The following is a 26303-nucleotide window of genomic DNA, read 5'->3' on the forward strand; positions in this document are numbered from 1 at the left end:
AGTAGCAGGGGCGGGTCTAGCTAGCTTCAGGTCAAGACTCGTGAGCTTACTGGTGAGTAGCAGGGGCGGGTCTAGCTAGCTTCAGGTCAAGACTCGTGAGCTTACTGGTGAGACCCGCCCCTACAGAGGTGGTGTAACTTCCTACTAATTAGGAATTTTTGCTGTTTTCTGATGGTAGAACCTGATTCTCCAAAGCTAGCGGGTTTGATATTACACAAATAAATGCGGTTTTGACAATAAAAAAGAGGAAATAAGGAATAGGAAAAAAGAATTATTTTGAAATTGGAGCTACTAAAAAAAAGCTTCTCCAATTAATTTTTAGACAGCTATCTCTATCATTTTTCTTTTTTTTCAATATTTCCAGGACTTAGGCATGCGAAACCTGGTTTCTTTGGTAAATCATTGTTTTTAATAATAAACATCTGGGAGAAACCTGGTTTCTGGGTTCAATATTTCTTCCTTCTTCGTTCTTTTTTCTTCCTTAACTTTTAACTATTTGCCCAAAGTCTGCTAATACCCTCGCATTATTCCGAAGTATACCCAATAAATTCAAGCGATTTTGTTGAATTTTGGGGTCAGGATCCATTACTAATACACTTTCTGGTCCATCAAAGAAATTACTAACTGTGGGAGCTATTTTTGCTAAAGCATCGACTAATTGTTGATAATTCCTAGTTTTTTGAGATATTTCTGTTTGAGGAACTAGCTCAACTAAAGCATCATAAAAATCTGATTCGGATTTACTTTTAAACAGTTTTGCATCTACAACTTCTCCAGGTGTAATTTGCATTTTATTCAATTCACCTTGAGCTGCTAAACGAGTTGAACGATTGACAGTTTCATAGATTTTATCAAGCATACCATTTTGCCGAATATTTTGTAAGAAAACTGCTCGGTTACGCACATCTAATAAATCTTTTAATCCTCTTTCCTGATATTCAGAATCATTATCTCCTAAAACTGCATTTACCAAATCATAATCAAGATTTTTTTCTTCTTGTAAAATAGTTCTAATTCGCTGTAAGAAAAATTCAAATAATTGTGGTAATAGCTCAGAATTTGCTTCTGCATAAATTTTTATAAAACTCTCAGCAGCTTGTTCTAATAATTGATGTAAATTTAATGGTAAATTCGCCGACCAAGTAATATTAATTACAGCATTTGCAGCTCGACGTAAAGCAAAAGGATCGGCGGAACCTGTAGGTAACATTCCTAATCCAAAAATACTCACCAAAGTATCCAGTTTATCTGCCAAACTTACAACTTTACCGACAATCGTTTCTGGTAAAATATCTCCTGCACCTCTAGGCAAATAATGTTCAAAAATTGCCGTTGCTACTGCTTCATTTTCTCCACCAGCACGGGCATATTTTTCTCCCATTACTCCTTGTAATTCCGGAAATTCATAAACCATTTGAGTTACTAAGTCAGCTTTGCAAAGTAGAGCTGCTCTTTCTATATTTTCCGATTCTACTTGACTAACTTCTAATTGTTCAGCAATTAATTTAGCTATATTAATAATACGTTTTACTTTTTCTCCCATTGAGCCTAATTTTGCTTGAAAAGTAACTGTTTCTAATTCCGGCAAATAACTTTCTAATGGTTTAGATAAATCTGCTTTATAGAAAAATTGTCCGTCAGCTAATCTGGCTTTAATTACTCTTTCATTTCCTTTAGCAATAATCTCTGATTTTTCTGGGTCGCCATTAGAAATAGTAATAAAATATGGTAACAATTCTATTTCTTTAGTAGTTTTTGGAGATTTTAAAACTGGAAAATAACGTTGATGTGTCACCATTACAGTTGTGGTAACTTCCGCAGGTAAAATTAAAAATTCTTCGTCAAATTTTCCAACTACTGCTGTGGGAAATTCTACTAAATTTGTAACTTCTACTAATAATTCTTCGGGAATTTCTGCTGTGCCTTCAACTTCTTTAGCAGCAGTTTTTATTTGTTCTTCTATCTGGCTTTTTCTTTGTTGATAGTCTACTTCAATATATCCTTTTCTCAACTCTTCCACATAATCTTTGGCTTGAGAAATTTCTATTGGTTGAGGATGTAAAACTCGATGACCGTAAGATAGGCGATCGCTGGTTATTTTTTCTGAACCATTCTCTAAATTTATCGGCAATATTTCATCATCTAATAATGATACTAACCATCTAATTGGGCGGGGAAATTTAATATCTCCATCCGCCCAACGCATGAATCTTTTACCTTCTAATTTATTAATCCATTCTGGGATTAATTCTGTCAAAATTGCTGTTGTTTGTTGACCTTTAATTTTTTTATTTACGAAGACAAAATCACCTTTTTCTGTAGGGCGTATTTCTAGGTCACTAAGTTCGACTCCTTGCTTTTTCGTAAATCCTTCTGCTGCTTTAGTAGGTTTACCATCCTTAAAAGCTGCTTTTGCTGGAGGTCCTTTAATTTCTTCTTCTCGGTCTGGTTGTTTAATTGGTAAACCATTAATCACCACTGCTAAACGTCTAGGGGTTGCGTATACATTAACTGCATCATTTGTCAAGTATGCTTCTGTAAGGGTTGTGGGAATAAGTTTTTGCCACTGTTGTATAGCTTCAGAAACAAAAGTTGCAGGTAATTCTTCTGTACCAATTTCTAATAAAAATGTTGCCATTGTCATTTCAGTTATCAGTTATCAGTTATCAGTACCTCCCAGCTATTGCCAGAAGTTTGAAATACTGAAGTTTATGGGAATAATTACCACAGTTTAGCAGAAAGAAGGAAGAAGGAAGAAGGGAAGAGGAAATATCTAAAAAATCCTTAGTAAACTGAGTCTTATTGTGGTGTTTCAACAAATTAAAATACTTTTCCTATCCCTTATTCTGGTGCTGCTGAAACCAGGGGATGAATCTTTGGATAAAAGGTAAATCCCATCTTTTACTTCTTCTTTCTATAAAACTATAGCAATCCTATTTTATTTGTGTATAAAAATCCTATTGCTTTTAGGGAATAGTTCAATAATGGATAATTGATAATTGATAATTATCTCTCCCTAAAAGGAAGAGCATTCAATAAAAGGAAAAAATTTATTTCTCAAGGGGAGATTAGAAATGGTTAGGGAACTCATCCATCTCACCCTACAGGAAGCTCGGCTTTTCATGTCGGCTTAATCAAGGGCCGAAACGACCGCTTTTTCCCTTTTAAAGGGGAGGCTTCAAGGGACGAATTATTTAATTATTTAATTATTTAATTATTAATTCTTCGGTAAGAGTTTGAGTTTTTTTTATCTACTTTTTAATTGGTCGCAACATAAGCACGGATTGCCATATAATCCATCCCGTAAATATGCAATGCCCTAATTATCCATTATCCATTATCCATTATCAATTATTAATTATCCATTCGTAACAATTCAGACATTATTTTTTGAAGTTCAAACTTAAAATTTAAGTAAGCATTTATAAGGGATTAGTTTCTCAAGAAAATTAAAAAATTAAGATATGAAAATGGCTTTAAATGAATATGACCTTGAAAGTCGGCTTTGATAAGAAAATTCAATTTACCTCAATTAATAAAGCTTTGTTTATTGTTTATTGCTCCTAAAATAAATAGCTGACCGCTGTTGGCGTAGCATTCCGTAGGAAATGCTTACCTGAATTATTATTAATTCCTTTCTCAGTCAACTTTCAGACAAAGGCTAGTTAAAACTAATCTATTTTATGTAATTTATATAGCCATAAGAAATCAGAGGTAATTCTCCATTATCCAAATTATGAAAACCTATTTATAATTCCTATAAGTTCCATGTATTAATTTATCAAAATAATCGGATCTAAAACCCCTACTTATAAGGCGAAACGTTTTTGGAGCTTTGCTCTAAGTTCCCTTTACAAAAACAACTTTTGACTTCTGAATTCTGACTTCATTAAAGAGGATTTAAGGAACGGATTTTATAGAGATTGTAGCATTTACTATCACAGCCAAAATGTCTATGGTACAAAGATTTTACTATTAACATTTATACTTCAAAATCCTAATAATCCGCTGTAAAACTTAGCAAGATTATATAATAAAGAATAAATCAATAAACTTTATTTTTATTTAGTTCAAAGGCCATTCAATTTGCCAAAATCTATGAAATCAGATTTCAATTTTAAAAAGATATACAATTTAAGTTGAATACAAAAATTTAAGTAACTCAAGCAAATAATAAAAAACTTGCATCAGCAGACCATTTATTCTACCTTATTCCTAAATATTTCCCAAATACTCTAGCCTACCAAAAGTTGTACATAATGACCAAAATAAGGTCTCAACCTCCCCCTCCCTGGACTTAGCTCCTCCGCTAGCTTGTCGTTCTACAAGGGTAAAAAAAATAAACCTTAGTATTTCCAGCCTTTGGCTTCACAGAGGTATTCGTAACTGATAACTGATAACTGATAACTGAAATGACTACTTTCAATATGTACATGACTGCTGCAACTAAGACTCACAACCAATCTCTTTCTAATTCTAGGGATTTTGCTAGCTTCAGAACAGCAGCAATCAAGTCTTGTGGGGTGACAATGACCTACCAAACTGGACAACAATCTTATCAGGTACTCAATAATATTGACTTGACTATCAAGAAAGGTGATGTCCAACTATTGATGGGACCATCTGGTTCTGGCAAAACTACGTTGCTGTCCATTTTAGCAGGATTATTAACACCAACATCTGGCAGAGTTTGTCTCTTGGGACAAGAAATTACGAAAATGTCCAGAGAACAATTGACCAAATTTCGACTTGAAAATATCGGCTTTATTTTTCAGGGGTTTAACTTATTTCCAGCATTAACCGCTACAGAAAATATAGAAGTGGCTTTGAATATGAAGGGTATTAAAGGTAAGGCAGCAAAACATGAAGCTCAGACACTTTTGGAACAGGTAGGGTTAGCTCCTCAAGCCAAACTACATCCACGAGATTTGTCTGGTGGCCAAAAACAAAGGGTAGCGATCGCTCGTGCCCTATCTGGAAGTCCTAAAATAATTATGGCTGATGAACCAACAGCGGCTTTAGATTCTCGTAGTGGTCATACGGTGATTGAGTTATTGCGTCGGTTGGCTAAGGAGGGTGGTTGTACGGTATTAATGGTAACTCACGATCCGAGAATATTAGATTCTGCTGATAGAGTGGTTTATCTTGAGGATGGAGTTGTACAGGAAAATAAACTTTTATCAGATAATTTGTTATAAATTTTTGTGAAATATTATTGACAACTGATAACTAACAAGTAACTAATAACTGAAATGACAATCCTACTTGAAAGAATCACCATTAATCCTCGTCAATGTGGTGGTCGTCCCTGTATACGAGGCATGAGAATTAGGGTATCAGATGTATTAGATTTATTTGCAGCTGGTCTCAGTGCAGGAGAAATTTTAGAAGAAATGCCCGATCTTGAAGAGGATGATTTGAAAGCCTCGCTTTTATATGCTTCACGGAAACTTAACCACCCAATTTTAGTGCCATGATAATTTGGGTTGATGCACATCTGTCTCCTGCAATTTCAATCTGGATTAGTAGTACATTTGAGATTGAGGCTTTAGCTTTGCGCGATCTTGGACTGAGAGATGCTGAAGATTATGAAATCTTTGAAGCGGCAAAAGCTCAGGGAGTTATCATAATGACTAAAGATAGAGATTTTGTAGATTTGGCTGAACGACTTGGTTATCCTCCACAAATTATTTGGCTGACTTGTGGCAATACTTCTAATACTCGGTTGCGTGAAATTTTGAGCGAGACGTTGCCGAGAGCTTTAGAGCTTTTAGCTGCTGGCGAGAAATTAGTAGAAATTAGCGGAAACTAATTGTACAGATAAGCATTATGGACATTAGGTAAAGAGACACTACTTTTTCATCCAAACTATGGGATAAATAAATTTGATTATGATCGATCTCCTTTCTATCTTTTTTATAGTTCTAACGCTCACCTTTGCTATAATATCAGGATTCAACTCAATCTACCCCATTGTGGAATTATTTTCACATGAGCTGCTCTGTCTTAATTTTTATCAACAGGAGTTGATTAGCAGTCAATTTGGGCTACAAATAGTAAGCTTAATCCTTGGCATTAAAACATCTTTTCATCCGAAATGTAGGTTTTATCTTTACCTTTTTTGATATTTTTACTTACTAATTCTCAATTTTTTTCATTCAATTGAAAAACGGTTTCCTCGATAGCATCCTTGAAAAGAAGTTAAATTAGTATCAGTCAATTTCTCAAGTTTAGTTACTAAAGAAACCGTCTCAGAATTAGGAGAAAGTTTATTCCACTTATAAACAAATTCACCTAAATATTTACCTGTTCCTTCGTAACTAAACTCTTCTATAGGAATGCCAGAAACACCAGAAATTTTCTGGTCATGGTATCCATTAATAATAATTTTTTCTATCTTAACATCTTTACCCAAACTTAAATTCCAATCTACAGGTTCGTAGGAGGATAATGCTAATATTATGGGTTGGTTTTGGCGTTCTATCGAAACATTAATAATACCAGTAGGATGATATCTTCCTTTATGATCGGAACTTGCTTCATACACACCTATTAAATGCAGTTCCTTATTTCTTTTAGGGGTATTAAAAAAAGATGAAAAATCATTACTACCTCCAACACCACAAGCCGCACTACCAACTACTACTTGAGGAATTGGATTTTGATTAGCTTGCTGTGAAAATCTTGACCTAATCAATGACCAACTACCAAAACTTAAAGTAGCAAATAAAGCACCAAAAATTCCTATAGGAATTAAGGGTTTAATAGAATGAGCAAATAAATCTAATCTCAGTCGTTCTGTTTGAGTATTAAAAATAGAGATGCCATGATTTTTTTCATCCAGAGCAGCTAATAAATTTAAACTTTCTGGTTGTTCAAACATTGTTGGAACTATTGTGGCTTCTGCTACATATAAATTTCGATTTTTTCTATCTAGAATTAACCAATATTTATCAGTTTCATCTAATTGATAATCTTTAAGTTCAACACTTACCAAAGGATGGTGAATAAAAATTTCCCAAGCAGGATTAATACCTGCACCAAAATTGTGATTATCATTATAAATAACTTGGTTGGTTTCTGGTTCCCAGTGAAAAGCTACCCAACGATAGTTTGCTTGATATCCTAATGATTTTTCTAATTTTGGGTGAGCTGTTAAATTTAATGGTTTTATTAAGTGAGACATAATTAACTTAGGAAATAAGTTTGATAGTGGCAATGTTCAGTTTTATGAACTAGCAAACAAAAGAGATACAAAAATCTGGGATTTTGCCAGATTAAACTATAAGTCAGGTGGAAATAACAATGCTCAAACTAAAACGAGATTCCGGCTCGGTTGATTTATTGCGTGCATATAAAGTTGTGCTTGATGGTAACATAATAGGCTATATTAAAAATGGTGAAGAAAGAGAATTTGATATTGCAGAAGGAAATCACGACTTATTTCTTAAAATTGATTGGTGTCGTAGCAATGTTCTTAGTTTTAAAGATAATGCTAATACAGTTAATTTTGAATGTGGGAGTAGCTGTAGAGGCTGGAAAGCTTTTCTGGTTATTATCTATATTATATTCCTCCCGAATAAGTACCTATGGTTAAAAAAGAATCTGTAATTTCTCCATGAACTAGGACAGCAATTTTAGTACACTCTACTTTCATTAGTAAGATTAGTCTAAAGAAACCTGATTTTTAGGATAAATCGTTGTTTTTATAACAGAAACCTAGGCAAAAATTTGGTTTCCGGGTTTGTTCACCGACACAGCAATTTCCAAAGTTATGAGGTACAATGATTTTTCTTCTTTTCTGTTCCCTATTCCCCATTTCCTGTTCTCTCAAACCTAAAATTTTTACCTCATAACAACGGGAAGCACTTTGTATTTATCATAGATTCAGTAATTATAAACACACACTATAAAAATAAAAGTTGTATTTTTTAGCTGCTCATCAACTCCGTAATTAAGATCATATATTTCTCAGGCAAGAGGGCGACAAAATTTTCTAAGGAATCAATTAAAAAAGCAGTTTTAGTTAACTATTGGAGTGACTAAATATTATCAATTTTATTAACAGTATCTACAATATTTGTAGGTACATTTTCAAACCTAGTTTCTCAAACTATGATGATTGATTCCTTAGCAGATTTTAGCTCCCCTTTCTCTCAACCAATTTCTTCAATACTGGTAATATAAGACATCTTTTTTTCCTCCTCATGGGTTCTATACTTTTGTTGGAAATTCTCTTTTCAATTCTTCTGGTAATATCATCATCCAATCTATTAATCTGAATAACTGAATCACCATTTTTCTACTATAACCCCTATCATATCGCACCAAAGTCAACTTAGTTTTCAATCTAATCAGAGGAGTTTTCCTAATTTCCTGACTTTTTAAGTAAGTCATAATCACCACCGCAAAAGGATTATTATTAAGGATTATTATTTTCGACTAATAACTCCCAATTTTTGTTATATTCTAATAATTTAACTATCGGAAACTTCAATTTTAATTGACAACCCCAAGGACTATAACTATATTTTTTAGGTCGCCATTTTTTCTGTTCATCTCCCAATACAGCTAAACTTACAACTTCTGTATTTTTCAACCGATACTTATCATAAATGCCGCAGGTGATAAACATACATTCTTTCAGCAAAATCACTTTCATATTGCCCTGGGATTTCTGTATGAATCAAAATCACAGTTTCTTGATTATTTTTTAGACAAACTTTAACTAATTTATCAGCTAAACGTTTACCTAAACTAGCATCTTGAACAATTTGTTGAAACTCTTTATCCAAAATTTCATAACCTTTTTCCCAATCAATTTCTTGGTAAGTATCAGGAAAAAAGAAAGCCATAAATTTAGGAAAGTAAACATAATCATATTTCTTTCCCAAGACTATCTTACGCTCCTAGAGTTTGTGGTTCCATATCAAATATTCATCAGTAAAGGGAGGCTTTAAATTTATAAGGATTAATAATTAATTATCCATTAGTATTTAACTTCATTTCTAAAATTTTATTAATAGTATCTTCAACAGCTTTATCAGGAGTTGAAGCACCAGAAGTCACGCCCACAACTACCTGACCTTCAGGCAACCAACCCTCTGATATTTTCACCTCATTTCCTAAAGGTTTATGTTCAATTCTATTCCCAGATAAAATCCTTTTGGCACCATCAATATGATAAGATGAAATGCGATTTTCTATAGCCATTTCCTGTAAATGAGTCGTATTAGAAGAATTAAAACCTCCTATTACTATCATTAAATCTACCTCTTCATCAAATAAACCTGCCATTGCATCTTGTCGTTCTTGAGTAGCATCACAGATAGTATTAAAGTTTTGATAATGCTCATTTAATTTATCTGGTCCGTACTTTTTCATCATGGTTCTTTCAAACAACTTTCCTATTTCCTCAGTTTCACTTTTGAGCATAGTTGTTTGATTAGCAATACCAACTTCTTCTAAATCTAAATCTGGGTTAAAACCTTCAGAATAAGAAAATTTAAACTTACTTAAAAATTCATCCCGGTTGCCACCATTGAGAATATAATTACAAACATATTCTGCCTGCGACATATTCAGAACTATTAAATATTTATCAGCAAAAGAGCTAGTGGCAATAGTTTCTGCATGACTATATTTCCCATGAATAATAGAAGTAAATTTCTTCTTTTTATGTTTTTCTACACTGTTCCAAACTTTAGAAACCCAAGGGCAAGTAGTATCAACAATTTGGCAATTTTTATCCTTTAAAATCTGCATTTCTTGAACACTTGCACCAAAAGCAGGTAAGATTACTACATCGTTATTTCCAGCTACAGAAAAATCTTTTTTACCATCAATTACAGGAATAAATTTAATTTCCATATCCCTCATATCTTGATTCACAGAAGGATTATGAATTAGTTCGTAAGTAATCCAAATTTGTTGATTAGGAAAATGTTGACGAGTTTCATAAGCCATTGCTACTGACCTTTCTACACCCCAACAAAAACCAAAAGCTTTGGCAAGTTTAATAGTAACATTACCTTTTTTTAAAGTATAATTATTGTTTCTAATTTGTTGGATTAGGTTACTTTGATAAACAGACTCCATAACTGTCGCTACTTCTTCTGCATGACCAAATCCTTTACGGTTATAATTGTCAGATTTTTTTAGTTCCCTAGTAAAAGCTTTTGTATCCATTATGTTTTGTTATTAACCTTTCCTAATATCTGTTTTATCTTACAATATTTTTCCTAATAAAAATTCCAGATATCTATGTTGATGAGAATAAGGGGATAAAAGTTAAGACAGAGCAGTAGGGGAGTCGGGGAGTCGGGGAGTCGGGGAGTCGGGGAGCAGAAAAGTAATTTTTTTTGCTCTAAGGATGTGCCTAAAATGGTAACTTTTGGATTTTTCGGTTCCCGATAAATCGGATATTTTATCCCTTGACTTGGGTACCCAAATATAACCAAAATACTCACTTTTTTACCCAAAAAGGGCGAAAATCTGGTACTTTTTTAGTCACCAAAAATGCTATAACCTTTACCTGTAAAGCTTTTGAAGTTTAACCAGCCAGCCCTATTTATAACTGAAAAAGCTGATAACTGAATTACTGAGGTTCTTCCAATGTCATTTTACTGTACATATTAATTGCGGTACTCCAAACTTGATAACCTTTATCATTCAAATGTAGACCATCGGTACTTAATTCAGATCGGAGAAAACCTTGAGCATCTGTAAATAGTGGATGAATATTTAAAAAGAAAGCCCCTTCATTATCAGCTATGGCTTTCAAACGACGATTTATTTTTTTAATCTGGCTATTAGATAGTTTCAATAGGCGATCGCGACCTTCCCAAGTAGCCGATTGGCCACTATGGGGCAAAATAGACTGGACAACTATTTGACTTCCTGGATGGACAGCTCGTAATTGATGAATAATTTTTCTGTAATTGGCCAAAACAGTTCCATCATTTACTCCATGTATCAAATCATTAATCCCAATCATTACAAAAATTGTTTCTGGTCTGGTACTATCTAATAAATATAATCTCTTCAATAAACCTGCCGAAGTTTCTCCAGAAATTCCTTGATTTAACCAACTTCTATCCCAGGGAAGAAGTTTTGAGGGAAACCAAAGACTCAAAGAATCTCCTAATAAAATTGTTAGACGTTCAGGACGGTTATTAGCTGCAGCGATCGCCTCTCGCTCCAACTGTTCCACCCATTGTTGATATGTCCACTTGTGATTTCTCCCAATAGCCAGAAGTTTTGTGCGAGCTGCCCCGAATAGTGGACTTGGTGTATTAGGTTTGATACTGTGAGAAGTAGGGGATATTATTGTAGTAGTTGCTTGAGGGTTTTCTGGGTTATAATCAGTGACGATTAGCATAGCCACTATGAATGATAGTAGCCCATTTGCAGCTACAGAACACCAGACCCATTTTGGAACATCTCTAGAGAAAGTAAACACCGTAGCTAAATTGAATTAGTCTCTATTAAGAAAACCAAGCCTAATCTGGAACATCTTGAGAAAAATTAAGGTTACCAAATAATTAATAATTAATAATTAATAATTAATAATTAAATAATTCAGTTTATAAAGTCTCCCTTTTCAAGGATAAAAAGCAGTCGGGAGATGGGGAAGTTTCCCGCTCTTGCGGAGGTTTTCCCAAGTACGCCATCTCTAATATATATCAAGAGAAATAAATTTTTGACTTTTAGAGAGAGGTAATTATCAATTATCAATTATCCATTAATGAATTTTATTTTGCACAAGGGAAGGTGGGTTTTCCCAAATTCTCTGAGAGTTTGGTCTTTCGGCTAGCCGAGGCTTGGATTTAGTTTATTATTACCGAAATCATTAGGGTATGTGCCTCCCCTTGGCTGCGCCACTAGCTGTAGCTCTACAGCAGGATGAAAAAAAATTCAATTCAGTATCTTAAGCCTCTCAGCTACTAATTTCTGATAACTGAAATAATCAGCTTATGCTATTTTATCCAGAGAGTTGATTAAATTAAGTTAAGAAAGTTAAGTAGTTGTGAAAAATTATTCCTAGTTGAGATAGGGAATAGGGAACGCTTAACTGGGAACAGGGAAAAAATTAATAATTTCTAGATAAGATTGAAGATTTATAATAGAATGTGCGATTGATTTTGCTTATGAAATTATACAATTAATTTTGCATAAGCACTTATTCATATATCAAAAGTAATATCTGGATAAATTTTTCCTGTGGAAATGCTTGACAAATAAAATTTAGCAATTTCCGCCTCTTTTGCTTCTACTGCTATATCTAAATACTTCCCCAAAAACTTTCAATCCTCCCCATGCTTTGCTTAGGGAGGGAGTAGGGATATTAAGGAAGTTTTGAATCAACTTTTTGGAAGTTTCTCAATCCCAAGACCTCACAAACTTCCTACTCTCCCCACACTCTTTTACCTTAGTCTCTATCTAAATAACCTTAAGTTATGACTATTTTAGTGAGAATGATCTTGAATAGCACCAGTTCCCAGGGAATCAGGTTCCTTCACAAAACCATGATAAGCTTCCATGCCATGTTCAGAAATATCCAAACCTTGATATTCTTGTTCTGCATGAACACGAATACCAATAGTAGCCTTCAAAGCTAGCCAGAAAATAACACTCATAATCACTGTAAACAATCCGACTGAGATAATACCTATAGCTTGAGTTACGATATTAGCTCCTTCGACAAAAATACCAACTGCTAAAGTACCCCAAATTCCACAGACTAAGTGAACTGAAGTAGCACCTACAGGGTCGTCAATTTTCAATTGGTCAAAGAAGGGAACTGAGAAAACTACAATTATACCTGCAACAGCACCAATAATTACTGCTGATAAATAAGATACTCCATCACAACCTGCGGTAATTCCGACTAGGCCAGCCAAAACACCATTAATAATCATGGAAAGGTCTGGCTTAGTATCTTTCAACCAAGATGTAATAGTTGCGGTTACACCACCTGCTGCTGCTGCTAAGTTTGTAGTTACAGCAATATAAACCACATTTTCGTCTGCTGCAAGTTGAGAACCGGGGTTAAAGCCAAACCAGCCGATCCAAAGAATTAGACAGCCCAAGGTCGCAAAACCCATGTTATGACCGGGAATAGCTCTAGGTTGATTATTTTTATCGTACTTGCCCATTCGCGGTCCAAGTATATAGGCCCCTACTAAGGCTGCCCAGCCACCTACTGAATGAACTGCGGTTGAACCAGCAAAGTCTTTGAAACCCATTGCACCTAGCCAACCACCACTACCCCAAATCCAATGTCCAGTAATGGGATATGAAATACCTGTGATTAGTAAGCTAAAAAATAAAAAGGCTGAAAATTCAATCCTTTCTGCTACTGCTCCAGAAACAATAGTGGCTGCAGTGGCTGCAAAAGCTGCTTGGAATAGGAAAAATATGGGGACTGGCAAACCCGCAGGAAATGGGTCTAGTCCATAAGTGCTAGAGTCACCAGTTAGAAAAAAACCACCCCCACCAATGAAGGGATTTTCTCCAGCAAACATTGTGGAAAATCCTATAGACCAATAGACTAATGTCGCCAAGGCAAATACAATTAGGTTTTTTGCTAAAATATTAACTGCATTTTTCTGGCGACAGAATCCTGTTTCTAACATTCCAAAACCAGCATTCATAAAAATCACAAATACTGAAGCTACTAGAATCCAAATTGAGTCTAGAACTCCTTTTACATATTCTGTGGTTAACTCTTGGTCTTGAGCTGCTGCTGCTCCTGCCCATACAGCTATAATTATACATACTAAGGGTATGCAGGCTAATGTGGTTGGGGAAAACCATTTTTTCCGACTTAACCGATTCATTATTTTTGTCGGTTCTAAGAGACGGGTATTCTTTATTTTGTTGCTCCTAAATTTTAGCTTAGATGTCATTTTTTAGGCCAAATTAATTAGTTATATTGCAAATGCCAAAAATATAGCACCAGTTGTTGTGTGATTTTTCTGTATCATCTACTACTATTATTGATTTTTTAGTAGCTGCATAAACAGTATTTCTACAACAGTTTCTGACACAAAGAATAGCAAGTATTTGTGAATTTTTAACACAAAATATTTGCATGATGGTTAAGTTTATCTCAAATATTCTTGATATCCAAGTTGTTCTAACCGATTTTGTTTTTCTATCACTGATTCTGCTAAAATTTGACGATATTTTTGTATTTTTTCTAACAATTCTGGTTGGTGGGTTCCTAAGATTTGAACTGCTAATAAGCCAGCATTTTTGGCATTGCCGATCGCTACTGTAGCAACTGGTATTCCTCCTGGCATTTGCACTATAGAATATAAGGAATCTATTCCTTGTAATGTTTTAGTTTGGACTGGTACACCGATGACTGGGAGTGGCGTTAAAGATGCGACCATTCCTGGTAAATGTGCTGCTCCTCCAGCTCCAGCAATAATGACTTTTAGTCCTCTTTGATGAGCTGTTTGGGCATATTCAAACATTCTTTGGGGTGTACGGTGGGCTGAGAAAATGCCTACTTCCGAGGGTATGTTAAATTCTTCGCAGATAGCGATCGCTTCTTTCATGGTGGGCAAGTCTGAGTCACTGCCCATTATTATTCCGATTTGGGGAGTCATTTCAGTTATCAGTTACCAGTTATCAGTTATCAACATTTAGTTTTTTCTAAATTTTCAACAATAACCCTGTAGAGACCTTGCATGCAACGTCCCTACGTTGTGGTTGAATAATCATAAAAAACTATCTAAACTATATCGCTTTTTTTAGCAAACTTAAAGATGCAAAAGATATAGAATTCCTATTTAATTTGTAATATTTGCCTGGCAGCTTTAAGTATAGTAATATGAAATAATTTGTGAAAAAAACTGTAGGGATTTGGTCTCAATATCCATTAGCGCTTGGGTTTGGAGATCAAACCCCTACGTTAACCAAGTCAGAAGTCAGAAGTAATTTTTGTAAGGGTTATTTGAACAAGGTTCCCAAAATATTTCGCCTTATAAAGGCGGGGTTTTAGACCCATATTATTTTGATAAAATATTATCACCTATTTAGGATTTCTATACATATAAAAATTATCACAACTGAATTTAGGATTGCTATAGTTCTTAAAATGAAAAATTTAAAGTTGATTAATCTACATTTTAAGATTTTTTTCTAGCAGAAAAACTACTTTTAAATTGCTTTCTAGTTGAACACCAGTTATCATAATTTCTGACAAATAATTAGAAATTTAAACCTGTGAACGTAACTACTAAAATTATTAATGCTAAAGTCCCTGGTTATCAAAACCTACAGCAAATTTTCATTAATTCTACTGGCAAAATTGAGCAAATTATTCCTCAGACTGAAGAACTTTTACCTACCACATCTGCCACCATTGATGTAGAACAAGACTGGATTTCTTTAGGTGGAATTGATTTACAAATAAATGGTGCTTTAGGCTTACCTTTTCCTGAAGTAAATGAAACTTCTATCACTAAAATACATGAAATTTGTCAATACTTATGGCAACAAGGAATAGATGCTTTTTTGCCTACTATTGTCACAACTTCCATAAATAATATTCAGCGATCGCTCCAAATATTCCAAAATTTTGCCTCTCAACCTCCACAATCAGAAACATCCCAAATTTTGGGTGTACATTTAGAAGGACCTTTTTTAAATCCAGAAAAGCGGGGTGCTCATCCTCAAGAATATTTATTACCATTAACTCTAGAAAATGTCAAGCAAGTAATTGGGAATTATGGTGAGACAGTTAAAATAATTACATTAGCACCGGAATTAGACAGTACAGAAACAGTAATTCCCTACTTAAAAAATCTAGGAATTACAGTTAGTTTAGGGCATTCTCAAGCCACAGCAAATCAAGCAGAAATAGCATTTAAGTTAGGAGCTTCAATGGTGACTCATGCTTTTAATGCCATGCCAAGTTTACATCATCGTCAACCAGGTTTATTAGGAGCAGCAATTACAAATTCTGAGGTTATGTGTGGGTTAATTGCTGATGGTCAACACGTCTGTTCAACAATGATTGAAATTTTGTTGAAAGCCAGTCAATTTCAGCAGGGAATATTTTTAGTTAGTGATGCTTTAGCACCTTTAGGATTACCTGATGGAATTTATCCTTGGGATACTAGAGAAATAGAAGTTAAAAATGGTACAGTCAGACTAGAAGATGGAACTTTAGCAGGAACTACTTTATCTTTATTAGTTGGGGTTAAGAATTTGGTTAAGTGGGGAATTTGTGATGTGGAAACAGGAATTAATTTAGCAACTATTGCACCTCGGAAAGCTTTAGGAATGAATAGTGAAATTATCGGGAAATGTGAGAAAGATTTATTAAGGTGGCGAGTAAATAATGTAGGAATTTCCTCTTCTAAAGCAGTTGATATAGAGTTGAGTTGGCAGAGACTTTTATTTTAATATTAAATAACTTTCTCGTAGGTTGGGTTAAGCTGGCGAAATCCAAAAATCCCTCTAAATCCCCCTTTGAAAGGGGGACTTTTTCTTGGCTCCCCCCTCTTTACAAAGCGAGGGGGATACGAATGAGCGATCGCTGATAATGTAGGTTGGGTTGAGGAAGTACGAAACCCAACAAATATATTTTTTTAGATAGATATTTTTGTTGGGTTTTCTGTCGTCAATCCAACCTACAAACTACAAATATAGAGTAGAGTTGGCAGAGACTTTGTTGTTTAGTTTATGGCTTTGATAGTAACATAAAAAATGTCTGTTGGAGAGCGATCACTCATTGATAAACTCAAAACTTTTTTTCTTAATTATTGTAGTTAAGACATAATTTTTATTTAGTTTTATCTTCTGGTATTATGTGACTATAAATTATTATAAAATATCTCCAAAAACTATGACCGTAAAAGTTAATTATCCTCATATAAAAATAGAATAAAATCAACTGGTTTGTCCAAACAATCACCAATTTCACATCTTGCTAAAATTGAAGCAATTTCTTGATTAGCATTGCTATAGGAACTTCCAAATAAAAGAAGCTCAATAGCATCTTTTTGTCTTTCATCTAAAGAATGTTTTATAAAAAGGTCTTTTCCATTAAATTAATTTTAGGAGTTTGATTACTTAAGCTTTTTGTAGGTAAGGCTTGAAACTTATAAATGCGGTGAGTATTTTTCCAGTAATATTTCATTTCTTGATTAGGAAACAAATTATTAAATTCTCTACTTATACGTTTGAGCATTTCTCCTCCAAAGTCAGCCATAATAACCAAATTCTTAACAAATAAGTTTCCTGACAAAGCCGAAGAGTTTACTATTGTAAATAAGTCCTCTAATTCTAATACATCAATACTTAAAATTTTTAGGACTTACGCATTAACGCTATCCGTAGGGTGGGTTTTGCGTTCCGCAAAGCTCCGCTTTATATGTCCGCTCAAGCGCCTAAACGCTACGCGACATGGAAAGCGTATCTCGTAACCCACCGATACTCTATATCTAGTGTCTTTGCGTAAGTCCTGATAGTAAATTAAATTAACCTCTAATTTCTTCTTCCCTCTTCCTTCTTATGTTAGAAAGTATTATTTTAATATTATTAATCGGCTTTTTTGTCGGCGAAATAGCCTTTAGATTAAAAGCACCACCCCTAGTCGGAATGGTCTTAGTGGGAATATTATTAGGTCCCCAAGTTAGCAATACCATCGACTCTAGCATTCTGCAAGCTGCTGACTCCCTGAGAGCGATCGCCGTAACTATAATTTTAATGAAAGCAGGGTTAGGGTTAGACAGAGAAAAATTAGCACAACAGGGAACTGTAGCACTCCGGTTAGGTTTTCTCCCGGCAACCTGTGAAACTATTGTTGTTGCTCTCGCAGCTATGTGGTTACTTAATTTTGACTTTGCTACCGGGTTATTACTGGGTTGCATTATCGGTGCTGAGTCGCCCGCAGTTATTGTTCCTGGAATGTTGCGTCTCAAAAGTTTGGGTTGGGGCGTAACTAAAGGTATTCCTGATGCTATTTTGACTGGTAGTGCTTTATCAGATGTTTTGCTGTTGTTAGTTTTTAGTTTACTGCTGGCATTTTTGTCCCAGGGAACAACAATTGTAAATTTACCTGGTGGCATCACTCTCAACGCTTTACAAATATTACCGTTCCAGGTTATTTTACAAATTATTTTGGGAGCGATCGCCGGATGGTTGACAGCACGAATATTAGTATTGTTGTTAGTCAAACAAAATTGGACTAAAAATGCCACCCAGGATACTTTGGTGGCAGCAAGTATGGCTTTATTGTTAGTCGTCTTAGCAGCAAAATTTCCTGTATTTTCTGGTTATTTGGCAGTTATGGCAACAGGATTTTTTCTGATCGAACTTGATGCACCTCTGGCGCGACGGTTAAGAAATGGTTTTGATACTTTGTGGTTGGTAGCGCAAATAATTTTGTTTGTCTTGCTCGGTGCAAGTATCCCTTTGCCAGTGCTGGAAAATGTCTTATTGGTAGGGTTGTTAATTTTAGCCGTCGGTACTTTAGTCGGACGAATGATCGGTTGGTATCTCTCGACTTTAGGCAGTAATTGGAATTTGCGAGAACGTCTATTTTTACTGCCAGGAAATTCTGCGAAAGCAACGGTGCAAGCTGCTATTGGTGCTATTCCTCTAGCAGCAGGTATTGAAGGAGGAGAAACAATTTTAGCGATCGCTGCCTTATCAATATTAGTCACAGCACCTTTGGGAGCTTGGGCAATACCTACTTTTGCACCCAAACTCTTAGAAAAAGGAGAAGTCGATCCGACAAAAGTAGCGATGGCTCGTCGTATTATTTTGTTAGCTGCCGTTGATACTTCACCTCTTGCTGTGGATGTGTTGTCAAAAGTTGCCGAGTTAGCAAGACGTTGTGATGGGGAAGTTGTGGTGTTGCACGTTATGCAGTCTGATGATGCGGAAAGTATTGATCGACTGCAACAGCAAACCAAGCAACTTTTAGCAGATATTCGGTATCGGTTTATAACTGTTACGGGTGTGGTATCAGAGGAAATAATTTCTATTGCGCAAGAGTATAGAGTAGCAGAAATAGTGATAGGAAAAAGAGGGCATCGTTTATGGGAAAATGTGTTAGTTGGTTCCGTTTCTCAAACAGTTTTGGAAAAGAGTTTAATTCCTGTGACAATAGTTGAAAAAATAAAAATATAGTTGTTTCTTTCCATCAAAAACTATATTTTCAAGATAGGGTTGACAACTTTATTTTTTCTGTTACTATTTAGATAATAAATTGAACCAATAATTCTCTGTTGATGAAACTATATTTAGATACTAGCCGATTGAATTGAATAGAATATTTGATGACCAATCTCAGGTAAGAATATATTTAGAATCAGTATCAATGACTCTGATTTTTTTATTAAAAGAAAATCAAACATTAGAGATTGTCTCATCAGAAGCTTTGGTAACAGAAACTAATAATAACCCATACAATAGACATCTCCAAAAATGAAAAATAAAATCAATTATTATCCATAAATTATCAATTATTTCTTCCTGTTCCCACATATCTAGTGTTCCCTGTTTCCTCTTTTCTGGAGATGTCTATTGAATAGAATATTTGATGACTAATCTCAGGTAAGAATATATTTAGAATCAGTATCAATGACTCTGATTTTTTTATTAAAAGAAAATCAAACATTAGAGATTGTCTCATCAGAAGCTTTGGTAACAGAAACTAATAGACATCTCCAAAAATAAAAAGTAAAATCAATTATTATCTATAGATTATCAATTCTTCTTCCCTGTTCCCTCCATACCTGTTCCCTCTTTTATGGAGATGTCTATTGGTATAATTTAGAATTAGGGAAAAATAGTTAATATTGTAGGGGCGTTTCATTTCGCGCCAGCGTTTCGCTATGCGATATATAAAGCGGAGCTTTGCGGAGCGCAAAACGGCCGTTCGCCCCTACTGACGGTAAAATTATATTGCTCCGAAGCCACCGGATTTGATATAATTACTTTAATTGCAATGATTTGTGCAAAACCCACTGATCCGAATCACTCTTGCACCCCAAGCTTTTTACCACTACTCGTCAGCAGAGATACAGTAATAAATGCTACCAAACCCACTAAAGGAGAAATTAAGGTAGGAAAGCCATCAAAATCAGCAGTAAAAATTGAATTTTTGATGTATAATAAAGTGTTATCGCTACCAAACATTTTGGGCATGAAAACGAACAATATTAGTCGAGTTCCCGTTCCGGCAATGACGCAAGCTAAAGCCCCGTATTTATTTGCTTTCGGCCAATACAAACCCCCTGCTAGAGGAACTAATAATCCTGCAAACCCCAAATCGAAAGCCAACAACAACAAAATCCCAGTCTGGGGAACCAAAACAGCAAACAAAACCCCTAAAGACGTAATGCCAAAAGCCATCAACCGAGTCAACCTTAATAAGCGATCGCCACCAATATCACGATTGCCTTGGCGAATACCAATCACATTATGGGCAATCACTGAAGAAGTACCGAGAATAGCTCCATCAGCAGTAGAAAGGGAAGCAGCAAGAATAGCAGCAATAACCAGCAAACCTAAAACTGGTGGAATTACCCCTTTGATTAACGCTAAAAGTAAGGGACCTTCAGGAGTAATACCTGCTTGAGCTAATATTTGGGGAGCAGATAGAGCCATTATCGAAAATGGTACGCCGATAATTACCGTTCCTGCTGAAGCGATCAAACAAGCGCGTTGAGCAGTTTCCGGACTGTCAGCCGCAAAAATTCGTGCCATAAAGTCGATCGCCACAATATCTCCCAAACCGAGTGCTAACAAAGTTGCCCAGTTAATCGCAGCTCCAGCAGCAGGAGCTGCTAATTGCTCTAAAGCCAATGGCCCCATTCCCTCTGGTATGTCAAGGCCAAAGTTGACCGCCATAAAACTAAACAATACCATAGTACCAATAAAAGCGATCACTGCCTGAATAGCATCGGTATAAACTATAGCAAACATTCCTCCAGAAGCAGTATAGACAAATACAATAATTGCAATCAGTATCACCCCAAAAGCATAGCTAGTTCCTAAAAAAGTCTGAAAAACGTAGCCCCCTGCCACCAAATTTCCTGCCAGCAAAAACCCAAAGCTCAAAACCATGATCGTAGAAACCAGAACTTCCGTTAAACGTCCGTATTTGACTTGATAAAAGTCTGGGAGGGTAATTAATCCCATGCGGTTCATGGGTTTAGCAAAAAATATACCGCTCAAAAGCAAACACAGAGCTAATCCCAAGGGTAAAGATGCTCCCGCCCAAAAGCCAAATTCACTAGCTAGGTCAGTATTACCCAAGGTAGCATTGGAATCAACAGACTGGGCCATCAAGGTAGCAGCAGCTAGGGGGAGGGTGAGGCGACGTCCGGCGACAAGGAAGTTGATGCTATCTCCTTTAATTTGTCTGGCAGTCCAGATACCAATGCCTAAAGTAGCAAATAAGAAAAGGATAATTCCGCAAAAAAATATTATATCTGTCATAATGTTATTCCTTGTCAGTTTTACTTTTTAAAGTCCCATTGTTTTTGGCTAGGATAATCATCCTATTGCCCAAATCATAATCCTATTTTGGTTTTGGTGATAATACTTCTCCTTGCCAAAAGCCAACTTGGTTCCCTTGTCTAGTAAGGCTTGACTTTTTTAACCACTAAATCAGGAATATCGTAACATGGCATGGATTTATTTAATGATAGCGGTAGGCTGTGAAATTATCTGGGCTATTAGCTTAAAGGCAACTGCAGGATATTCAGAGCTTTGGCCATCTGTTTTTAATGCAAGTGTTTTAACTATTAATATTTATTTTCTTTCTCGTGCCGTCAAAACTTTGCCTGTTGCTGTAGCTTATCCAATTTGGACTGGTTTAGGTGGTGCAGGAGTGGCAATCGCCGCAGTTGTATTTTTCCACGAAAGTCTGGGAATATGGCAAATAATTTGCATTCTAGCCATAATTTTAGGAGTCATTGGTTTAGAAATTGGCAAACCGAAAGAAAATGAGGAGAGTCTGGGAAGTGTTGAAAGTCTAGGAAGTTTGGAGAACGGATAAAAAATTCGATTGAGTATTTCAAACCTCTAGCTTTAGTCAGAGGTACTGATAACTGATAACTGAAAAAGCTGATAACTGATATGAGTTGGGAATGGATTTACTTAATACTCGCGATAATTTTTGAAATTATCTGGGGTTTTACTTTGAAAAGTACAGAGGGATTTACCAAGTTTATTCCTTCTGTTATAACGATAACAGCTTGTGGAGCTGGGTTGTATTTTATTTCTCTTTCTGTTAAATTTTTGCCAATAGCAATAGTTTACCCCATCTTCACTGGATTAGGAGGTGTGGGAGTTGCGGTCTGTAGTTTCCTTTTTGACAAGGAAAAATTGAGCTCGATCCAAATCTTTGGCATTCTGATCGTTTTGGTAGGATCTGTGGGATTGAAGCTAGCTGAGATTCAATAGTTTGAGTTATTTTGGGTGCATTGAAAAGAATTTGAGTAATACTAACAGGACTAAAGTCATGGGAACCCAGAAACCTGGTTTCTCCTAAACGCTTACAGTTCAAAACAACGATTTGCAGTAGGAACCGGGTTTCTTTGCGTAAGTTCTGTACTGTTATACAGCGGTTTTTATTTTAGTAAACCACTGTAGGGACGTTGCATAACAAAAATGCCAACGTCCCTACAATATTTGGGTTATGGTGATGTGGTTTATCCACAGGATTTACGCAGCAACCTTAGACATGGTGCTTAAAACCCCATACGCAATAGTTTTTTCACTATATATATATAGTACCTTTGCGTAAGTCCTATCCAGGTAGTTTAAATCACTAGCAACAATTCTAAAAATCGTTCCCAGGTAAGCTCTTTACCTCCAATTCGCTCTCGCAAAAAGGTTAATTCCTCATCAGAAAAGGGAGGCTCATTCACACTGGCTAACACTACATTCATTTCTTCTGGCTCCAACACTCCATTCCCATCCTGATCAATGGGAATAAAGTAAGTGGCAAACTCATCAAGTCTTGACATCAGACGACGGTGGCGTAGCATTAATTCCCCAAATTCGGAGAAATCAATTTCCCCACTGTTATCAGCATCCATGCTAGAAAACAAAAAGCTAAGTTCCTCCTCACTCATAGCATTCCCAGCTTGCTGCAAGTGATATCTGAGTTCTTCTAAAGACAAGCTGCCACTACTATCTTGGTCAATAGCATCAAAAATATAACGTAGGTCATTTTTGATTTCTAGAGGTGCTTGCTCGAAAAAGATTTTGTGATGCTCCCCTTGCATAGCAGAGTGTAACTGGCTGCGAAAGGCCGAAATTGCTTCCCTGGCTGTGAGGTAGCGAAACCGATGTTCTTCAGGACAAGCTACGGCAAAGGGAGCAACAGGTACTAGGGAAGAGATCGAACGCCGTAAAATCAGGAAGCAGGCATAAGTACCCAAGTGAAATGAAACGGCTAAAATAGGTAATCCCAAGGGAGCGATCGCCAGATTCAATAACCATTCAACTACTGCTGCTCCAAAAGCTCCACCACAAGCAAACAGAATACTTTTTCGATTAGGTGCATAGAAAATGCCCCCAATAGAAATCGCGGTTAAAGCTGAGTTGTATCCTAATAAACCAGCGTACACCATATCTCGGTCTATTCCCACTATAATTGCTACCAACATACCAATAGCAGATCCCAGAGACCCTACTAAGGCTCCCATCGGACTACACAAGGCTAAAGCAATAATAATTAATACAGCAGAAACTAAGTTGTCTGAAAAAAAGATTTGACCGATGCCAGTGATGAGAGAGGATAAAATACTCATCCCATCTAAAGACTCAGCCGGAGGAAATGGTGGCGGTGGGCCAAATTCAAAAAAAGGTTGGGGAACATAGATGGCAATTATTAGAAAACTATAGGTGACAATTTGAAATGGTACTGCCATAGACGGGAGTCCTAGACGTGTCGCCATCCAGTTTCCCAGATACTCCATTAATACAGTGCTGAGGGCAGCGCCAGCGATCGCTGCCAGTACCCAAAACCAGTTTCCCGTACCATTGCCCCAAGGACTAAAAGTTCCTAAAGCTAGTCCGACCAAAGCTCCATTTAAGCCAAAAACACCATTACGAACACTAGGGCGATCTAGATTCATCAAAAAGCCTGTCCAGGTAGCTGTCACAACTCCAACAACTAGCATAAAGGCTGTCCAGGGCGATTGAATAAAAATTGCTAGAGTGATGAGTAGTCCAGAAATTGGATTATTAGCAAATCCTACTTGACCAATGCCACGAAAACTGGCATTGATAAAATCTAAAAGGGGACGCTGCTCCAAGGCATCATTGAGGTCTTGCATGGTTCCCATAATGGGCAAGGGATGCCGATGAGAAGTTTTTTCTGACTTCAATAAACGAGAAAGCAACTCATGGAGAGGCAGAGGTTCAGAATTGTTTTGAGAAATTTCAGAGGCATTTGACATGGCAAGTTTATACTATGTAAGATAAAATTTGTCCCTGTAATTATACTATGGATAAGTTTTGAATTTTCCCCTGATCTTCCCTAGATGCTTTTGCTAGTGCATCCTTCCTAAAACTTTCCATAAAGATGAGCCAGCAAAGAAAATTTTAGTAGCGATCACTCAAATAATTACTCCTAAAATATATAGGACTTACGCGCGCGCAACGTATTTCTGTCATTGCGTCAGCAAGCGACAGCGTTTCGCTCCGCATTCATGTCGCGGAGCATTCCGGACCGAAAGCAATCTTCAGCCTTGAAATTGAGTTCCTCATGGCTTTAGTCCTGATATATTTAATTGCAACTTACAGCAGATTTGACCTGAGTGAGGTAAACCAGGGCAAGCTTTTCAGCCCGCACTACAAAGTATTTCCATAACTTAATCTTTACCTCATCTGCCTGAAATATACTGTCAATTAGTTCACATTATTTTTTTATACCTTTTAAAATAAATTCTGCTGAGTTTTTCTTCTGCTCAATGCTTGTTTTTATAAAAACTTGACTTTTGTTACTTCTATTGTATAATCATCCAATGTATCCTCCTTTTAAAGAAACTCTAGAGTATTAAATAGAGGATAATATTAATCATTCTCATAGAAAGTAAAAGATGAAAAACCAACTAACAATAATCATATTTAGCATTATATTTGCTTTCATAAATCCTGCATTTGCTAAGGCAGAAGGAGTATTACAAGAAATTCAAAAAACAGGTGTACTCAAAGTAGGTCTTAGAAAAGATGCTGCTCCTTTCGGTTACATTTCTAGTGGTAAATGGGAAGGAATTTGTCTAGAATTAATGAATGGTTTTAAAGAAGATTTAGAAAAAAAATTCAACCAAACTATTACCATAGAAAAGTTAGAAACTATTCTTGATGAAGATTCAGAACAAGGACGTTATCGCAGTGTAGTTAATAATCGAGTTCATCTAGAATGCGGTCCTAATACTATTAGAAAAAAACCACCAACAGGAGTTATTTATTCTGAAAGTTTCTTCATAACTGGCACATATTTAATGATGAGACCAGATAGAAGAATAGGAGTTAATCCTGATGGATTTCTAGAAGGAATTTTAATTGGAGTTCTCAATGATTCTCTCACACAAAAATTTATTGATAGTCGATATCAACTGGCAGATCAAAAAGTTTATCAAAGAGGGTTGGGAAGAGAAACTGCGGTTAAAGATGCCATTTCTGGTACAATAGATACTTTTGCTAGTGACGGGATTTTATTAGTAGGAGAAGCTTTCCGACAAGGATTAAAAGAAGACCAATATGCTTTAGAACCAAATAGACCACTTACTTGTATTTCTTACGGCATGATTTTACCTGCTAATGATTCGGAGTGGCAACAAACAGTCAATGAATATGTTGTGAAGAAGAGTCAACTTAATACAATGATAAACATTTTAACTAGATTAGCAGGAGGCACATCTCGATTTATCGAAGTATTTATTTCTGATCAAGATAAATGTAGTGGGTTGTAAGGCATTTTTCAATATTAATAATTAGGGTTTACTGAATTTTTATCAAAATTTTTACGGGCATTGGTTTCAGCCTTTGGAACACCTAAAGCATCTCCAATACAAAGTCCTATTAAACCATCTCTAATTTTTAAGTGATTTGACTTGGGCATTGTTTTCAACTCCCATTAGTTATCAGGAACTAAAATTATCATAACAGGACTTACTCAGACAAACTCAGAAACCCGGTTTCTCTGTGTAATATCATATCTGGTTCAATAGTTATAATTAAAGTTCGTAGTAGGGGTTTGGTCTCCAAACCCCAGTAGTGTATCAAGGATTTGCAAACCAAACCCCTACCCT

At 35.8% G+C, this 26303-nt stretch carries 24 protein-coding genes; 10 read left to right on the top strand and 14 right to left on the bottom strand.

The genetic code is table 11. The features are described 5' to 3' along the window. Positions 1-481 precede the first annotated feature (481 nt). Positions 482-2638, bottom strand: coding sequence for a glycine--tRNA ligase subunit beta (glyS, locus tag VKJ25_RS23390; protein WP_324239090.1), 2157 nt, complete (start codon positions 2636-2638; stop codon positions 482-484). A gap of 1774 nt (positions 2639-4412) precedes the next feature. Between glyS and VKJ25_RS23395 the strand changes: the two genes are divergently transcribed. The 3 genes from VKJ25_RS23395 to VKJ25_RS23405 are packed head-to-tail and all read left to right on the top strand — an operon-like array spanning position 4413 to position 5812. After that, positions 4413-5198 (top strand): ABC transporter ATP-binding protein, encoded by a 786-nt coding sequence (locus VKJ25_RS23395; RefSeq protein WP_324239056.1) that lies wholly within the window; start codon positions 4413-4415, stop codon positions 5196-5198. Positions 5199-5252: 54 nt separating this feature from the next. Next, positions 5253-5477: a DUF433 domain-containing protein gene (locus tag VKJ25_RS23400; RefSeq protein WP_324239057.1), complete on the top strand. Its 225-nt coding sequence runs from the start codon at positions 5253-5255 to the stop codon at positions 5475-5477. Then, a complete protein-coding gene (locus VKJ25_RS23405) occupies positions 5474-5812 on the top strand; it encodes a DUF5615 family PIN-like protein (RefSeq protein WP_324239058.1) in 339 nt (112 codons plus the stop codon). The genes VKJ25_RS23400 and VKJ25_RS23405 overlap by 4 nt, the downstream gene beginning before the upstream one ends. Before the next feature lie 342 nt (positions 5813-6154). Here the strand turns inward: VKJ25_RS23405 and VKJ25_RS23410 are convergent, their stop codons facing one another. Beyond that, on the bottom strand, positions 6155-7186 hold the full coding sequence (locus VKJ25_RS23410; RefSeq protein WP_324239059.1) for a hypothetical protein: 1032 nt from the start codon (positions 7184-7186) through the stop codon (positions 6155-6157). 119 nt (positions 7187-7305) lie between these two features. Between VKJ25_RS23410 and VKJ25_RS23415 the strand changes: the two genes are divergently transcribed. After that, positions 7306-7611 carry a hypothetical protein gene (locus tag VKJ25_RS23415; RefSeq protein WP_324239060.1) on the top strand — a complete coding sequence of 102 codons (306 nt, stop codon included), beginning with the start codon at positions 7306-7308 and terminating at the stop codon, positions 7609-7611. A 603-nt stretch (positions 7612-8214) separates the two neighbouring features. Here VKJ25_RS23415 and VKJ25_RS23420 read toward each other — a convergent pair. The 7 genes from VKJ25_RS23420 to purE form a co-directional block, all read right to left on the bottom strand. Further along, positions 8215-8397, bottom strand: a complete 183-nt coding sequence (locus VKJ25_RS23420) for a hypothetical protein (RefSeq protein WP_324239061.1) — start codon at positions 8395-8397, stop codon at positions 8215-8217. A gap of 25 nt (positions 8398-8422) precedes the next feature. Continuing rightward, the gene (locus tag VKJ25_RS23425) at positions 8423-8635 is read right to left on the bottom strand and encodes a hypothetical protein (RefSeq protein ID WP_324239062.1); all 213 of its coding nucleotides are present in this window, start codon (positions 8633-8635) and stop codon (positions 8423-8425) included. Next, positions 8610-8855: a hypothetical protein gene (locus tag VKJ25_RS23430; protein ID WP_324239063.1), complete on the bottom strand. Its 246-nt coding sequence runs from the start codon at positions 8853-8855 to the stop codon at positions 8610-8612. The genes VKJ25_RS23425 and VKJ25_RS23430 overlap by 26 nt, the downstream gene beginning before the upstream one ends. A 127-nt stretch (positions 8856-8982) precedes the next feature. Then, complete coding sequence (locus VKJ25_RS23435) at positions 8983-10188, bottom strand: 4-hydroxy-3-methylbut-2-enyl diphosphate reductase (RefSeq protein ID WP_324239064.1); 1206 nt, start codon at positions 10186-10188, stop codon at positions 8983-8985. Positions 10189-10597: 409 nt separating this feature from the next. Then, positions 10598-11380, bottom strand: a complete 783-nt coding sequence (locus VKJ25_RS23440) for an SGNH/GDSL hydrolase family protein (protein WP_324239065.1) — start codon at positions 11378-11380, stop codon at positions 10598-10600. 1087 nt (positions 11381-12467) lie between these two features. After that, positions 12468-13841 (bottom strand): ammonium transporter, encoded by a 1374-nt coding sequence (locus VKJ25_RS23445; RefSeq protein ID WP_375340368.1) that lies wholly within the window; start codon positions 13839-13841, stop codon positions 12468-12470. 267 nt (positions 13842-14108) lie between these two features. Beyond that, the gene (gene purE, locus VKJ25_RS23450; protein WP_324239067.1) at positions 14109-14618 is read right to left on the bottom strand and encodes a 5-(carboxyamino)imidazole ribonucleotide mutase; all 510 of its coding nucleotides are present in this window, start codon (positions 14616-14618) and stop codon (positions 14109-14111) included. A 619-nt stretch (positions 14619-15237) separates the two neighbouring features. Here purE and nagA point away from each other — a divergent pair. Further along, positions 15238-16422 carry an N-acetylglucosamine-6-phosphate deacetylase gene (gene nagA, locus VKJ25_RS23455; RefSeq protein WP_324239068.1) on the top strand — a complete coding sequence of 395 codons (1185 nt, stop codon included), beginning with the start codon at positions 15238-15240 and terminating at the stop codon, positions 16420-16422. 455 nt (positions 16423-16877) lie between these two features. On the opposite strand, the gene VKJ25_RS24900 is transcribed toward nagA, so the two are convergent. Further along, a complete protein-coding gene (locus VKJ25_RS24900; RefSeq protein WP_483143755.1) occupies positions 16878-17048 on the bottom strand; it encodes a hypothetical protein in 171 nt (56 codons plus the stop codon). Next, the gene (locus VKJ25_RS23460) at positions 17045-17326 is read right to left on the bottom strand and encodes a hypothetical protein (RefSeq protein ID WP_483143756.1); all 282 of its coding nucleotides are present in this window, start codon (positions 17324-17326) and stop codon (positions 17045-17047) included. The genes VKJ25_RS24900 and VKJ25_RS23460 overlap by 4 nt, the downstream gene beginning before the upstream one ends. A 206-nt stretch (positions 17327-17532) precedes the next feature. Here VKJ25_RS23460 and VKJ25_RS23465 point away from each other — a divergent pair, with 206 nt between their 5' ends. Together VKJ25_RS23465 and VKJ25_RS23470 are read left to right on the top strand one after the other, a co-directional pair. Then, positions 17533-19155, top strand: coding sequence for a cation:proton antiporter (locus VKJ25_RS23465; protein ID WP_324239070.1), 1623 nt, complete (start codon positions 17533-17535; stop codon positions 19153-19155). 133 nt (positions 19156-19288) lie between these two features. Further along, positions 19289-19456: a hypothetical protein gene (locus VKJ25_RS23470; RefSeq protein WP_324239071.1), complete on the top strand. Its 168-nt coding sequence runs from the start codon at positions 19289-19291 to the stop codon at positions 19454-19456. Between the two features lie 548 nt (positions 19457-20004). Here VKJ25_RS23470 and VKJ25_RS23475 read toward each other — a convergent pair. After that, positions 20005-21471 carry a high affinity choline transporter 1 gene (locus tag VKJ25_RS23475; RefSeq protein WP_324239072.1) on the bottom strand — a complete coding sequence of 489 codons (1467 nt, stop codon included), beginning with the start codon at positions 21469-21471 and terminating at the stop codon, positions 20005-20007. Between the two features lie 187 nt (positions 21472-21658). On the opposite strand from VKJ25_RS23475, the gene VKJ25_RS23480 reads away from it, so the two are divergent. Then, positions 21659-22033, top strand: coding sequence for a DMT family transporter (locus tag VKJ25_RS23480; RefSeq protein WP_324239073.1), 375 nt, complete (start codon positions 21659-21661; stop codon positions 22031-22033). An 80-nt stretch (positions 22034-22113) separates the two neighbouring features. After that, on the top strand, positions 22114-22440 hold the full coding sequence (locus VKJ25_RS23485) for a DMT family transporter (protein WP_324239074.1): 327 nt from the start codon (positions 22114-22116) through the stop codon (positions 22438-22440). A 359-nt stretch (positions 22441-22799) separates the two neighbouring features. Here the strand turns inward: VKJ25_RS23485 and VKJ25_RS23490 are convergent, their stop codons facing one another. After that, entirely contained in the window at positions 22800-24446 is a 1647-nt protein-coding gene (locus VKJ25_RS23490; protein ID WP_324239075.1) for an urea transporter, read from the bottom strand. A gap of 642 nt (positions 24447-25088) precedes the next feature. Here VKJ25_RS23490 and VKJ25_RS23495 point away from each other — a divergent pair. After that, positions 25089-25964 (top strand): type 2 periplasmic-binding domain-containing protein, encoded by an 876-nt coding sequence (locus VKJ25_RS23495; RefSeq protein WP_324239076.1) that lies wholly within the window; start codon positions 25089-25091, stop codon positions 25962-25964. A 14-nt stretch (positions 25965-25978) separates the two neighbouring features. On the opposite strand, the gene VKJ25_RS23500 is transcribed toward VKJ25_RS23495, so the two are convergent. Continuing rightward, on the bottom strand, positions 25979-26113 hold the full coding sequence (locus tag VKJ25_RS23500; RefSeq protein WP_324239077.1) for a hypothetical protein: 135 nt from the start codon (positions 26111-26113) through the stop codon (positions 25979-25981). Positions 26114-26303 lie beyond the last annotated feature (190 nt).

Source organism: Okeania sp. (assembly GCF_035285525.1).
Lineage (GTDB): Bacteria > Cyanobacteriota > Cyanobacteriia > Cyanobacteriales > Microcoleaceae > Trichodesmium.

What these genes read in the sequence shown, in the direction of transcription:
- glyS (WP_324239090.1), bottom strand. Translation starts at nt 2,638, where the DNA reads ATGGCAACATTTTTATTAGAAATTGGTACAGAAGAATTACCTGCAACT.
- VKJ25_RS23395 (WP_324239056.1), top strand. Translation starts at nt 4,413, where the DNA reads ATGACTACTTTCAATATGTACATGACTGCTGCAACTAAGACTCACAAC.
- VKJ25_RS23400 (WP_324239057.1), top strand. Translation starts at nt 5,253, where the DNA reads ATGACAATCCTACTTGAAAGAATCACCATTAATCCTCGTCAATGTGGT.
- VKJ25_RS23405 (WP_324239058.1), top strand. Translation starts at nt 5,474, where the DNA reads ATGATAATTTGGGTTGATGCACATCTGTCTCCTGCAATTTCAATCTGG.
- VKJ25_RS23410 (WP_324239059.1), bottom strand. Translation starts at nt 7,186, where the DNA reads ATGTCTCACTTAATAAAACCATTAAATTTAACAGCTCACCCAAAATTA.
- VKJ25_RS23415 (WP_324239060.1), top strand. Translation starts at nt 7,306, where the DNA reads ATGCTCAAACTAAAACGAGATTCCGGCTCGGTTGATTTATTGCGTGCA.
- VKJ25_RS23420 (WP_324239061.1), bottom strand. Translation starts at nt 8,397, where the DNA reads ATGACTTACTTAAAAAGTCAGGAAATTAGGAAAACTCCTCTGATTAGA.
- VKJ25_RS23425 (WP_324239062.1), bottom strand. Translation starts at nt 8,635, where the DNA reads ATGTTTATCACCTGCGGCATTTATGATAAGTATCGGTTGAAAAATACA.
- VKJ25_RS23430 (WP_324239063.1), bottom strand. Translation starts at nt 8,855, where the DNA reads ATGGCTTTCTTTTTTCCTGATACTTACCAAGAAATTGATTGGGAAAAA.
- VKJ25_RS23435 (WP_324239064.1), bottom strand. Translation starts at nt 10,188, where the DNA reads ATGGATACAAAAGCTTTTACTAGGGAACTAAAAAAATCTGACAATTAT.
- VKJ25_RS23440 (WP_324239065.1), bottom strand. Translation starts at nt 11,380, where the DNA reads ATGCTAATCGTCACTGATTATAACCCAGAAAACCCTCAAGCAACTACT.
- VKJ25_RS23445 (WP_375340368.1), bottom strand. Translation starts at nt 13,841, where the DNA reads ATGAATCGGTTAAGTCGGAAAAAATGGTTTTCCCCAACCACATTAGCC.
- purE (WP_324239067.1), bottom strand. Translation starts at nt 14,618, where the DNA reads ATGACTCCCCAAATCGGAATAATAATGGGCAGTGACTCAGACTTGCCC.
- VKJ25_RS23465 (WP_324239070.1), top strand. Translation starts at nt 17,533, where the DNA reads ATGTTAGAAAGTATTATTTTAATATTATTAATCGGCTTTTTTGTCGGC.
- VKJ25_RS23475 (WP_324239072.1), bottom strand. Translation starts at nt 21,471, where the DNA reads ATGACAGATATAATATTTTTTTGCGGAATTATCCTTTTCTTATTTGCT.
- VKJ25_RS23480 (WP_324239073.1), top strand. Translation starts at nt 21,659, where the DNA reads ATGGCATGGATTTATTTAATGATAGCGGTAGGCTGTGAAATTATCTGG.
- VKJ25_RS23485 (WP_324239074.1), top strand. Translation starts at nt 22,114, where the DNA reads ATGAGTTGGGAATGGATTTACTTAATACTCGCGATAATTTTTGAAATT.
- VKJ25_RS23490 (WP_324239075.1), bottom strand. Translation starts at nt 24,446, where the DNA reads ATGTCAAATGCCTCTGAAATTTCTCAAAACAATTCTGAACCTCTGCCT.
- VKJ25_RS23495 (WP_324239076.1), top strand. Translation starts at nt 25,089, where the DNA reads ATGAAAAACCAACTAACAATAATCATATTTAGCATTATATTTGCTTTC.
- VKJ25_RS23500 (WP_324239077.1), bottom strand. Translation starts at nt 26,113, where the DNA reads ATGCCCAAGTCAAATCACTTAAAAATTAGAGATGGTTTAATAGGACTT.